Source organism: Flavobacterium esculini, assembly GCF_048284325.1.
Lineage (GTDB): Bacteria > Bacteroidota > Bacteroidia > Flavobacteriales > Flavobacteriaceae > Flavobacterium.
In genome coordinates this window covers 168811-179740 of the sequence record NZ_JBLVPI010000002.1, presented here as the reverse complement: position 1 = coordinate 179740, position 10930 = coordinate 168811, and the positions used below count along the sequence as shown (strand labels likewise).

The following is a 10930-nucleotide window of genomic DNA, read 5'->3' as shown; positions in this document are numbered from 1 at the left end:
ATTAGTTAAAAATTTTTCTAATACATTAAAGTTATGAGAAAACAATTTTTATTTATATTTTTAGCGCTGACAGTAGTAAATTCAGTCCATGCGCAAACTAAGGGGACCAAAGTAGGTTATATTGACATGGAGTATATTCTTCAGAATGTACCGGATTATACCGAAGCAACAATCCAATTAGAGCAAAAAGCCCAAAAATGGAAACAAGAGATTGAAATTAAAAAAAATGAAATTGATAAGTTGAAAAATGCATTAAGGGCTGAGCAAGCCTTATTGACAAAAGAACTTATTAACGAAAGAGAAACAGAAATTAAGTTCCTTGAAAACGAGAATTTAGATTACCAACAAAAAAGATTTGGAGCCAACGGAGATTTGATTCAGCAAAAATCAGTTCTGGCAAAGCCAATACAAGATCAAGTTTTTACTGCTGTACAGGATATCGCAGAAGCAAAAAAATATGATTTCATTTTTGACAAATCTTCTGATTTGACAATGCTTTTTGCAGCAAAGAGATTTGACATCAGCGATCAGGTTGTACGTGTATTGAATCGAACTGAGAAGAGAGAACAATTAAGCAAAAAACAACTTAAAGAAGAGGAAGCAAAAGAAAACAAAGAGGACGCCTTGGATGAAAATCCACTTTTGGCTGACAGACAAAAGGCATTGGATGAAAAAAAATCAGCTAGGGATAAAATTATAGCTGACAGGAAATTACTTCAAGAAGAAAAGAAAAAAGAATTTGAAGAAAGAAGACAACAACTTCTATCTGAGAGAGAAGCGAAAAAAACCGGAGTTGTGACCGATATTAAAACAACAAGTGATAAAGGTCAAAAAATTGAAGCTGCAAAAACAACTGCTGCCGAAGCAAAGCAAAAACAGGCGGAACTCCGAGAAAAAACACTGGAAGATCGTAAAAAACTGATTGAGGAGCGTAAAAAAACTTTAGAAGAGAAGAGAAAACAAATAGTAGCCGAGAGAGAAGCTAAAAAAAATGGCACGGTTTCTGCCTCTGCTAAAACAGAAGATTTAAAAACTAAAACGATAGTCCCTGATTCAACTGGAGTGCCTTCAACAACAACAGTAGAAGATGCTAAACTGAAACAAGAGGAGCTAAAAACAAAAATTTTAGAAGACCGTAAAAAAGTTTTAGAAGACCGTAAAAAAGCTTTAGAAGAAAAAAGAAAAAAAACTCTTGAAGAAAGGGAAGCACTTAAAAAAGCAGCCGCAGAAAAATTAAAAGAAAATACAAACAAAAATTAATACTAAATATTTTAAAAACGATGAAACAAATCAAAACTTTACTAATTGCCGGAATACTTTTTTTTGGTGCAAACCAAACTATTAATGCACAAGCAAAAACTGCTCATGTTGATGTAAGTGAGATTATGGCAAAAATGCCAGCAATGTTAGACGCTCAAAAACAATTGGAAAAATTGAGCGGAACATATGATGCAGATTACAAAAAAATGGTTGAAGAATACCAAACAAAATTAAAAAAATACGAAGCAGAATCTGCAACAGTAACTGAAGCTGTAAATGGAGAACGTTCTAAAGAAGTTCAAGATATGCAAAAAAGAATTGTTGATTTTAGAGACAATGCTCAAAAAGAATTGCAACAAAAAGAATCTGATATCGTAAAACCTTTAATGGAAAAAGTAAGAGCTTCTATCCAAAAAGTTGGTAAAGCAAAAGGATTTCAATATGTGTTAGATGGTTCTACTCTTTTACTTGCTGATGGTACAAACTTGACTATTGATGTAAAAAAAGATTTAGGTTTCTAAAAGACCGATACTAGTTCTAGAACTGCTCACCCAAATTTGGGATCGAGCAGTTTTTTTTGTTAAAATAATTTTTAGGATATTTAAATGGTACCACTTAACTTTGTTTCTATGAACAACAATAAACCAATCGGAATTTTTGACTCAGGCATTGGAGGCACTTCAATTTGGAGAGCAATTCATGGTTTACTCCCTAATGAAAAAACAATCTATTTAGCGGATAGCAAGAATGCTCCTTATGGTCAAAAGTCGAAAGATGAAATTGTTGCCTTAAGCATGAAAAACACTGATTTTCTTCTAAAAATGAACTGTAAATTGATTGTAGTAGCTTGTAATACCGCAACCACCAATGCCATTCGAGAATTACGAGAAAAATATGATGTCCCTTTCATAGGTATTGAACCAGCCATAAAACCTGCTGCGACTCATTCTAAAACTCAAATCATAGGAATACTTGCTACACAAGGCACATTAAACAGTGAGCTTTTTAATAAGACTACTGAAATGTATCAGGATACCAAAATAATTGAACAAGTAGGCCATGGATTAGTGCAACTGATTGAAAATGGCGACATCAATTCGCCGGAAATGACAAAACTACTTCACTCCTATCTCACTCCAATGATTGAAGCTAACATCGATTATTTAGTATTGGGATGTAGTCATTATCCGTATCTGATTCCTCAAATAAAAAAGATACTTCCAGAACATATTCACATCATCGATTCTGGTGAAGCTGTTGCCAAACAGACTCAAAAAATATTAAAAGAAAAAATAGGGCTTTCGTCAGCCGAAAAAAGCGAACCCATTTTCTATACCAATAATAATTCAAAGGTTTTAGCTGAAATTTTAGAAAACAAATATGCTGTTGAGGAAAACGATTTTTAATCTATTCAAATTTTCTTTTGACAAACCAAATCCCATCTATACCAATTAAGAGACAATAAGAGAATTTTCTTTAAAGCTAAAAAGTATTTTCGACAAGAAGTGAGATAGATTACTCTTCTTCCTTGAACCAATTGGAATACATTACGTAATTATTCGAAATACGCTCGATTTCCCCTGCAAAATCAGATTGATCGATGTCTTTTACCTTTTTAGCAGGAATACCAGCCCAAATCGAACCGGAACCAACAACCGTATTTTGAGTAATAACAGCTCCGGCCCCAATAATAGAATTACTTTCAATAACACAATTATCCATAACAATTGCGCCCATTCCAATCAATACATTGTCATGAACAGTACAACCATGGACAATGGCATTATGGCCAATAGAAACATTATTGCCTATAATTGTTGGGTGCTTTTTATACGTACAATGGATAATGGCACCATCCTGAATATTTACTTTATTTCCTATTTTGATGAAATTTACATCACCCCTTACTACAGCATTAAACCAAACACTACATGAAGTACCAAAACTAACATCACCAACAATAGTAGCATTTTCGGCTACATAACAATCCTCAGGTATGGAAGGTGTTTTTCCGTTAACAGATTTAATTAACATAAATAAAATAAATTAATTGATTGCCGGACATTTACATTCGTATTTTTCAGGCTTACAAAATAAGTTGATTCCCAAAGTAATTTGGTGAAAGCCACCATTATCAAATTTCACAGGACCTGACACATGTGAATACGTGTAAGCAAACATGAAATTATTGAAATTAACACCAACAATAGGAGTAATATATTGAAGTTTCTGCTTAGAAACTCCTGAACCATTAGTATATTCTGCTCCGTCTAAACTTCTACGGTAGGACAAACCTCCCCAAAGCTTACCGAAATCCATATTTTTATATGCCTTAATATTAAAGTCAATTGATTTTTCTTTTGTCTTATCCACCAGTTGAAATAAAAATGACGGTTCCCATAATATTCTATCCGCATCTCCAAAAACGTAACCGGCACTCAACAAATATTTCCTCAAATTATCGCTTTCATATTCCGTATAAATATCTCGTCTGGTCTCAACGGCATTTTTTACGGTACCATGAACATAAAAATCCAAATAATTATAGGATGCTCCAATATCAAAATTGAAATAAGAATCTTTTTGCACAACAGTTCCATCAACTATAGGATCAAAATCGCCTGATTGCAAAAACTCTGTTTCGTCCAGTTGGCTTTGAATCAATCCTGCACTAATACCAAAAGACAATTGATTTAAATCAATCTCATCTCTTGAAAACATAAGGTGATACGCATAAGTGAACTTAACTCCTTTTTGAGAATGATACCCATTTTTATCATTAAAAAGAATAATCCCAGCTCCTGCTTTTTCCCCTACTCGACCATTGAAACTAAGTGTTTGAAGTTCCGGAGCATCCTCCTGGCTAAACCATTGTTTACGTGCAGTAAGTCTAATTTTTGCACAGTTTGCAGCTCCAGCCATTGAAGGATGTAACAAATAATAATTATCCGACAGATAATCAGAATAGACAGCAACCCCTTCTTGTGAAAAAGAATATTGATATACAAAAAACAGGATTACAAAAAATTTAATTTTGTTATACATAGAAATACTATTATATAAAGGAATTGCTGACTCAATGAAAGGTATAAATACCTTGTTAATAACTAAAATATTGTTAATTTATTTTATTAAAATTCAAATATAGCTATTAGTGGAAAATAACTTTACTAAATTTGTAAAAATTTACTAAGATCATGACTAAAGTTAGCATAAAAGAAACACAAAACATAGCGATATTAAAATTTGAATTTGCAGATTTTATCACTCAAAATGAAAGTTTTGAATTCAAAAATATAGATGAGGCAAAATCTTCCCCTCTTGCCCAACAACTATTTTACTTACCATTTGTAAAAACAATTTACATCTCAGGAAACTTCATCGCTATCGAAAAATATAGCATTGTGGAATGGGAAGATGTAAAAGATGCTGTGGCAGAACAAATAGAAAAATTCGTAAACGATGGCGGAACAATCATTACCCCAGACGAAAACAAAACAAAAAAACAACCTATTACCGTTTATGGAGAAACAACTCCTAATCCTGCAGCTTTAAAATTTGTAGTGAGCCGAATGTTGACCAAAAATGCAATTGAATTCAAAAATATTGATCAAACTGCCGCTTCGCCATTGGCAAAAGAACTATTCAAATTTCCTTACGTAAAAGAAATTTTCATTGACGAAAACTACATCTCCGTAACCAAATATGAAATCAATGAATGGCAGGAAATCACCTTAGAAATAAGAAGTTTCATCAAGCAATATATTGAAAATGGAGGAACTGTTTTAGATGAAAATTTCATTGAAGCCGTAACAGCTGAAGAAAACACTAAAGCAAAAGAATTTGACAATCTGGATGTCACTTCACAACAAATCATCAATATATTAGAGGAATATGTAAAACCAGCCGTACAAGCTGACGGAGGTAATATTGCATTTGATTCTTATAACGAAGCTGACAAAACCGTAAAAGTAATCCTTCAAGGAGCTTGCAGCGGTTGCCCATCTTCAACATTTACTTTAAAAAGCGGTATCGAAAACATGTTGAAAAGCATGTTAAACGATGAAGAAATTAAAGTGGAAGCAATAAACGCATAAAATAAAAAAATACGTATATACAATTGATAATGTTATAGTTATATAAAATAATTGCCGTTTTAAATAGAAATTTTAAATTAAAATAGGTACATTTAATCCTTAACTTAACAAATAGAAATTATGTCAGTATTAAAAGTAATTGAAGTGCTTTCCAGTTCAGATATAAGTTGGGAAGATGCAGCTCGAAAAGGAGTTGCCAAGGCGGCTAAATCCGTAAAACACATCCGTTCTGTATACATTAAAGACCATAGTGCAGCCGTAAGTGGAGGAGAAATTACAGAATATAGAGTCAACTTAAAATTAACTTTCGAACTCGAATAGATTAATTTGACCCAATTAATTTAAGCGTTTCATTTGAGACGCTTTTTTTATTTATAATTTATTTTTAGGATTCCCGATATCCTTCCAATCTTTTCACTGCTACTATTTCCACAAAAATAAACAAACTTAAAATCCTCTCTTTTTAGCTTCCCAATATAAAAATAACGAAACGCCTTTTTCGTTTGTCATAACCAAACTTATTTAGCGCCAAACACTGATTTTCAGCAAATTATTAACGGTTTAATAAAGCGTTCTTAGAAAAAATTGCTTAATATTGTAAGTCTAATCAAATATAAACAACATGGGACTATCTTCATTTTTAAAAAATTTGTTTGGCTCAGCCAAAGAAACAGCCAGTGAATTAGCAGACAAAGCCGAAACAACTTTTGAACATGCTAAAGAAACCGCAGCACCTTACATTGAAAAGGCGGAAACATTCGCAGAAGAAAAATTTGATAAAGCAAAAGAAGCTGCCGCACCAATTTTAGAAAAAGTAGAGACATTTGCCGAGGACACTTTTGATAAAGTAAAAGAAACTGCTGCGCCAATTATAGCTAAAGTAGAAGATTTTACGGGTCATGCTAAAGATACAACAAGTGATGCTTTAGGAAAAGCAGCAGAAAGCATAAAAGAAAAAACTGAAGTAACCGCTGACAAAGTTGAAGATGCGGCCAGTAAAACCAAAGCAGTAGTTTCGGAAAATGCTGAAACTATTTCTAAAAAAACAAACGCATTGGCTAATGATGCCGATTCAGAAGCTACTGAAATTGCCAAAAAAACCATAAATAAGACAGAAGAAGACGCCGATTAATTTAAAGAAAAATAATTTATTTGTATTTTCGCGCTTCAAACCTAAACCTTCTCTTTTGAGAGGGTTTTTTATTATTTAAAAAATGATCCTTAATCCTAATCAATTAACTGGTTACGCAGACACTTTCATCAAAGAATTGATTGACTATTCCCCTAAAGTAATTTCAGCCTTTATTATTTTATTTGTCGGCCTTTACGCCATTCGGCTTATCAATAGAATCATTAGAAAAACAATGGTAAAAAGAGATTTGGATCCTACCTTGACCACCTTTTTGGCTGATGTTTTACTTTGGGTTTTAAGAGTATTATTATTTGTGGCTGTCATTTCAAAACTGGGAGTAGAAAGTTCCTCTTTTGTTGCCATTCTTGGTGCAATGGGACTAGCCGTTGGGTTATCGCTTCAAGGCTCCTTGTCAAATTTTGCAGGAGGAATGCTAATTATAATGTTCAAACCTTTTAAAGTAGGACATACCATTGAAGCACAGGGTAATATTGGAACCGTTAGCGAAATCCAAATATTTGTTACCAAATTAATCAACGGGAACAATCAAACTATTTTTATTCCAAACGGGGCTTTATCCAATGGGACAATTATCAATTATTCCTTGCAAGGATTTAGGAGAGCCGATTTAACGATTGCCATTTCTTACGATACCGATATTAAAAAGGCAAAAGACATTATTACCGCTGTTTTAAATAGTAACCCCAAAATACTAAAAACGCCAGTTGCCGAAGTTTCCGTAAAGAATTTGACTGACAATGCCATCCAACTTGCGGTTAGACCATGGGCAAATAATGAAGATTTTGGCGAAGTCTTCTCTCAAACTTTAGAAAGCTGTAAAGTAGCATTTGATGGTGCCGGTATTATAATTCAGCCTTATGTTAGAGAATCATCCAAGGCTAATTCTTAATAAACATATTATTTTTTTGAGGTAGTAATCATAAAATCTTTCAGATAATATGGTTCAAAATAAGCGACATTTACCGTGTCGTTTATTTTGAATTTTTCAAAACTTAACAAACTCATCTCTTTGGCTGAAGGGTATTTGATTGCGTCCAAGAAAACAAAATTATCTTTGGTTAAAACTGTTTTGCACTTCTCGGCACAATCTCCCACAAAATAAAGTGTCTCCAGTAAATCTTCAAATGAATTTTCAGTTATAATTTGGGCTAAAGTTCCTCTTTTATTTTCAAAATTAGGTGTAAAAATGGCACTGTACACTTCCATTCTTCTAGCATCAATCATTGGAATAATCAAGCCATTTGAAACTTTAACCTGAGAAGCTAACGTTTTCAGGGTATCAACAGCAATCAAAGGAATGTCTAAAGCGAAACACAGCCCTTTTGCGGCAGAAACTCCTATTCGTAATCCGGTATAAGATCCAGGGCCCTGACTTACCGCAACAGCAACTAAATCTTTGAACGTAATCCCGGCTTCCTGTATAATTTCTTCAATAAAAACATGTAATCGTTCGGCGTGAGAATACCCTTCTTCTGCTATTTCTTTGCACAGAATTGTTTTTCCTTCTTTTGCAAGAGCAACAGAACAGTTTTTTGTAGCGGTTTCAATATTAAGTATATAATCCAATTTTATTTTTATTTTAACGTGAAAATCACAATCATAAAATAAAATTAATGATTGTGATTTTCAAATATATGTACTTTATGTATTATTTCTTGCTTTCTTCTTTATCTTTTTCTGTTTTTAGTGTTACTTTATCTCCAGAATTAAGTTCTTTCGAAACTGTAGTGTACGGTCCTGTAATAACTACATCACCTTTTTTAAGTCCAGTCAAAACTTCAATGTTAGTATCATCCTGAATGCCAGTTTTAATGATTCTTATTTTGGCTTTATCACCTACTTTTACAAAAACACATTCCAATTTCTTATCACTTTTAGGTGCTGCTTTTTTCTCATCGGATTGAGGATCCTCAATTTTTATTTCCTTCACTGCAGTGGTATCTGATTTTACTACAACGGAACTAATTGGCACAGACAATACATTCTTTTTTGTTTTGGTAATAATATCAACTGTTGCCGTCATTCCTGGTCTGAAAGGAGAATATGTATCTGGTTTCCCTTCTAATAAATCTTGATAGGATTCTTTAAGTATTCTAACTTTTACTTTAAAATTAGTTACTTGATCCGCCGTCAAAGAAGAACTAGCCGAATTAGAAATGCTGGTAACAATTCCTTTAAACTGTTTTTTCAAATAAGCATCAACTTCAACTTTTGCCTCATCACCTACTTTTATTTTTACAATATCATTTTCATTTACATCAACTTCGACCTCCATATTATTCAAGTTGGCAACTCTCAACAATTCTGTTCCAGCCATTTGTTGCGTTCCCAAAACACGCTCGCCAAGTTCTACATTAAGCACCGAAATGGTTCCATCGGCAGGTGCATAAATAATTGTTCGTCCTAGGTTATCTTGAGCTTCATTTACCGAAGCGGAAGCACTTTTTACATTAAAATAGGCCGTTTGTTTGGTCGCTTTTGCAACTTCAAAAGAAGCAATTGATTTATCCCAATCTGATCTGGAAATAATTCCTTTATCGAATAACGTTTTATTTCTGTCATAACTTGCTTTAGCTTCTTTAAAAGAGGCATCCGCCTGACTCAAACCTGCTTTAGTTCCAGACAAATTAGCAACTGTTCTATTTAATCCCGAAGTATATAAATCCGGATTTATCTTTACTAATAAATCACCTTTTTTGACTACTTGCCCTTCTTTTACAGGTAATGAAATAATTTCTCCTGAAACCATTGAGGATATTTTTACTTCAATTTCAGGCTGAATTTTTCCCGTAGCAGAAACCGTTTCAACAATTGTAGTAGCATCAACTTTAGCAATTTCTACCTCTTTACCTTTATCTTTATTTCCAATAATTCCTTTTTTCGAAAGGACTATCAATACTGCAATAACAACTACTGCACTACCAATTAAGATATAAATCGTTTTTTTTGACATAATAATCTAGTTTTTAATGATTGGAATTCCAAAATAGAATTCTAAAATTTTAATTTTAAAAATGTAATCGTATTTTGTTCTAAGAACCTCTGATTGTGCATTAGTAAGTAACGTTTGTGATTGGTTGAAATCAAAAGAATTCATCAATCCCACTGCATATTTTTCTTTTGCATAATTATAAGCTTCCTGTCTTGATTCTAATGCTATAATGGAAGATTCATGAGCATTCAAAGCTCCTTTCGCATCTGTAAAGGCTGTAAAAACATTTCTTTGCAGGTCCAAATCCTGTTGTTCTAATGCAATTTTTGATTTTTCTAAACTTACTTTAGAACGCTCCACATTATTTCTTGCTGAAAACCCATTAAAAATTGGAACAGACAATTGCGCCCCAAAAGATTGTCCTTTGTTGTTACTAAATTGATCCCAAAATGGCAATGCATTTCCTAATACGGGAGAAAAATTATTTTGCAAAACATTTTGGTTTGTCCCTTGTACATACCCAACTACAGATGTAGGATTTGACGTATTGGGCTGAACACCTATAATTCTGTCACTGTAAGCAACTCTGGAACTAAAACTATAGAATCCTTGCAGCGTCGGTTGAAAAGCCCCTTTTGCAATAGCAACATTCTTCTCCGCTATCTCCAAATTGGTTTTGGCAATTTTCAATTCGATTTTATTTTCTTTTGCCTTATCGTAGATTACTGCTGGAGTTTGTGCTAAAATATTGTTTTCATCTTTAGCATTAGTATCATCAATGATATCAAAATGCTCAAATTCTTTTAATTGCAATAATTGAGCTAAACTCAATTTTGAAATTAATAAAGCATTCTCAGCTGCAATAACATTTTGATTATTCGATGCAACAGTCGCTTTTATATCCAATAAATCACCACGAGGAATTGATCCTGCATTGACTAATTCTTCTGAACGTGAATATTGTTTTTGATTGATCCCTAATTGTTCCTGTTGCACTTTTAAATTCTCTTTATTAAAAAGAATCTGTAAAAAGGCATTGGCAACATTTAGCGCTACATCTTCCTGCATTTTTTGTAATTGATATTTCGCTGCAACTATCGAAAGATTGGCTTTACGAAGTGTATTTTGATTTTGTAATCCTTTGTAAATATCAACCCCTATATTTGCTCCTGCAGAAGTAAACTGAGTCGTTTTATTCTGTAAAAGTCCTGTTGTAATATCCTGATTCAAACCAATATTCCAAGAGTGAGAAGCATTGGCATTTAAAGAAGGCAGAAAATTTCCTATTGCCCCTTTTTTATCAATTGCAGCCGTTTTGGAATCTAATTCGGTTTGCTTGATTGAAATATTGTTTTGTATCGCATATTTCACACATTCTTCCAAGGTCCACTTTTTAGATTGTGCCTGAATGGTAATGCTAAAAACTAACATTAGAATTAAACTAAGAAAACTTCTTTTTCCCATATATTTCGAATAAAAGTGCAGTAT

At 33.1% G+C, this 10930-nt stretch carries 12 protein-coding genes; 7 read left to right on the top strand and 5 right to left on the bottom strand.

The window, feature by feature from the left end; genetic code table 11:
- Positions 1 to 33 precede the first annotated feature (33 nt).
- From ACNQGG_RS02470 to murI, 3 genes are all read left to right on the top strand, one after another.
- A complete protein-coding gene (locus tag ACNQGG_RS02470) occupies positions 34 to 1260 on the top strand; it encodes an OmpH/Skp family outer membrane protein (protein WP_417961209.1) in 1227 nt (408 codons plus the stop codon).
- A 20-nt stretch (positions 1261 to 1280) separates the two neighbouring features.
- On the top strand, positions 1281 to 1781 hold the full coding sequence (locus ACNQGG_RS02465; protein ID WP_417961207.1) for an OmpH/Skp family outer membrane protein: 501 nt from the start codon (positions 1281 to 1283) through the stop codon (positions 1779 to 1781).
- 108 nt (positions 1782 to 1889) lie between these two features.
- Positions 1890 to 2666 (top strand): glutamate racemase, encoded by a 777-nt coding sequence (murI, locus tag ACNQGG_RS02460; protein WP_417961205.1) that lies wholly within the window; start codon positions 1890 to 1892, stop codon positions 2664 to 2666.
- 109 nt (positions 2667 to 2775) lie between these two features.
- Here murI and ACNQGG_RS02455 read toward each other — a convergent pair whose 3' ends face one another.
- Together ACNQGG_RS02455 and ACNQGG_RS02450 are read right to left on the bottom strand one after the other, a co-directional pair.
- A complete protein-coding gene (locus ACNQGG_RS02455; protein WP_417961203.1) occupies positions 2776 to 3294 on the bottom strand; it encodes a gamma carbonic anhydrase family protein in 519 nt (172 codons plus the stop codon).
- 12 nt (positions 3295 to 3306) lie between these two features.
- A complete protein-coding gene (locus ACNQGG_RS02450) occupies positions 3307 to 4305 on the bottom strand; it encodes a PorP/SprF family type IX secretion system membrane protein (RefSeq protein WP_417961201.1) in 999 nt (332 codons plus the stop codon).
- 152 nt (positions 4306 to 4457) lie between these two features.
- Between ACNQGG_RS02450 and ACNQGG_RS02445 the strand changes: the two genes are divergently transcribed.
- The 4 genes from ACNQGG_RS02445 (at position 4458) to ACNQGG_RS02430 (ending at position 7399) form a co-directional block, all read left to right on the top strand.
- A complete protein-coding gene (locus ACNQGG_RS02445) occupies positions 4458 to 5357 on the top strand; it encodes a NifU family protein (protein ID WP_417961199.1) in 900 nt (299 codons plus the stop codon).
- A gap of 120 nt (positions 5358 to 5477) precedes the next feature.
- Positions 5478 to 5678, top strand: a complete 201-nt coding sequence (locus tag ACNQGG_RS02440) for a dodecin family protein (protein ID WP_416845068.1) — start codon at positions 5478 to 5480, stop codon at positions 5676 to 5678.
- A 301-nt stretch (positions 5679 to 5979) separates the two neighbouring features.
- Positions 5980 to 6489 (top strand): YtxH domain-containing protein, encoded by a 510-nt coding sequence (locus ACNQGG_RS02435; RefSeq protein ID WP_417961197.1) that lies wholly within the window; start codon positions 5980 to 5982, stop codon positions 6487 to 6489.
- An 82-nt stretch (positions 6490 to 6571) separates the two neighbouring features.
- Positions 6572 to 7399, top strand: coding sequence for a mechanosensitive ion channel family protein (locus ACNQGG_RS02430; protein WP_417961195.1), 828 nt, complete (start codon positions 6572 to 6574; stop codon positions 7397 to 7399).
- Between the two features lie 8 nt (positions 7400 to 7407).
- Here ACNQGG_RS02430 and tsaB read toward each other — a convergent pair whose 3' ends face one another.
- The 3 genes from tsaB to ACNQGG_RS02415 all read right to left on the bottom strand — a co-directional run bounded on the left by tsaB (position 7408) and on the right by ACNQGG_RS02415 (position 10873).
- Positions 7408 to 8076, bottom strand: a complete 669-nt coding sequence (gene tsaB / locus ACNQGG_RS02425) for a tRNA (adenosine(37)-N6)-threonylcarbamoyltransferase complex dimerization subunit type 1 TsaB (RefSeq protein ID WP_417961193.1) — start codon at positions 8074 to 8076, stop codon at positions 7408 to 7410.
- 82 nt (positions 8077 to 8158) lie between these two features.
- A complete protein-coding gene (locus ACNQGG_RS02420; protein ID WP_417961191.1) occupies positions 8159 to 9463 on the bottom strand; it encodes an efflux RND transporter periplasmic adaptor subunit in 1305 nt (434 codons plus the stop codon).
- Positions 9464 to 9469: 6 nt separating this feature from the next.
- Positions 9470 to 10873 (bottom strand): TolC family protein, encoded by a 1404-nt coding sequence (locus ACNQGG_RS02415; RefSeq protein ID WP_417961189.1) that lies wholly within the window; start codon positions 10871 to 10873, stop codon positions 9470 to 9472.
- Between the last annotated feature and the right edge of the window lie 57 nt (positions 10874 to 10930).